We start from the raw sequence: 1,026 nt of genomic DNA, 5'->3' as shown, positions 1-1,026 counted from the left end.
TCGGCCCGCACCTCCCGCGGCGGCCGCCCGGCGCCGCCCTCCAGCCGCAGCTTCAGCAGATCCACCGCCAGCCGGGCCAGCTGCGCCTTGTCCGGCGCGATGGTGGTCAGCGTCGGGGTGCTGAACCGGCCGTCCTCGATGTCATCCAGCCCGGCCAGCGCGATGTCCTCGGGCACCCGCAACCCGGCCGCCAAAATGGTGCGCAGCGCGCCCAGCGCCAGCAGGTCGTTGAAGCAGAACACCGCATCCGGCCGGGCCGGCCCAGCCAGCAGGGCGGCCATCGCCGCCGCCCCCTCGGCCCGGTGGTAGCGCTCCACCGGCGCACACAGCTCCGCCAGATGGTGCGCCGCCAGAGCCTGGCGGTAGCCGGCCAGCCGCAGCGGCGCGGTCCCGGACACGGCGGCGTCCTGCACCCCCAGCGCGGCGATCCGGGTGCGGCCCAGCCCGATCAGATGCTCGGTGACCTCGCGGGCGGCGCGCACGTTGTCGATGGCCACATGGTCGGCCGGGCCGTCCCAGATCCGCTCCCCCAGCAGCACCAGCGCGGTGGCATCGGCGCGGGCGGCCAGCTCCTCGGCGCCGATGGCGATCGGGGAGAAGATCAGCCCGTCCACCCGGTGGTCGCGCACCCCGTCCAGCACCTGCCGCTCGCGGGCCAGCCGGCCGTCGGTCTGCTCGATGACGACCAGCCAGCGGTGTTCGGCGGCGGCGGCGATGACGCAGCGGGCCAGCTCGGCGAAGTAGGGGGCATCCAGCTCCGGCAGCGCCAGGGCGATCACGCCGGTGCGGCCCTGGCGCAGGTTGCGGGCCGAGACGTTGGGCCGATAGCCGAGCTGGGCCAGCGCCCGTTCCACCCGGGCCCGGGTGGCCGGGGCGACGTGGGCATAGCCGTTGACCACGTTGGAGACGGTCTTGACCGACACCCCGGCCAGCTGCGCCACATCGCGCAGGCGCACCGCCATGACTGCCCCCTTCCGGCGCCGCCCGCCCGGGGCGGCGTAGTCGATGGTAACGCCCCGATATCAG

1 protein-coding gene is annotated in these 1,026 nt (G+C 75.2%); it reads right to left on the bottom strand.

Features of this window, described 5'->3' with window-relative positions; translation table 11 throughout:
* A partial coding sequence (locus BSB02_RS39220) for a LacI family DNA-binding transcriptional regulator (protein WP_084966077.1) occupies positions 1-962 on the bottom strand: 962 nt, incomplete at its 3' end.
* Positions 963-1,026 lie beyond the last annotated feature (64 nt).

Source organism: Thermoactinospora rubra (genome assembly GCF_002093975.1).
Taxonomy (GTDB): domain Bacteria; phylum Actinomycetota; class Actinomycetes; order Streptosporangiales; family Streptosporangiaceae; genus Nonomuraea; species Nonomuraea rubra_A.
This window is presented reverse-complemented; position numbering and strand designations above follow the sequence as displayed.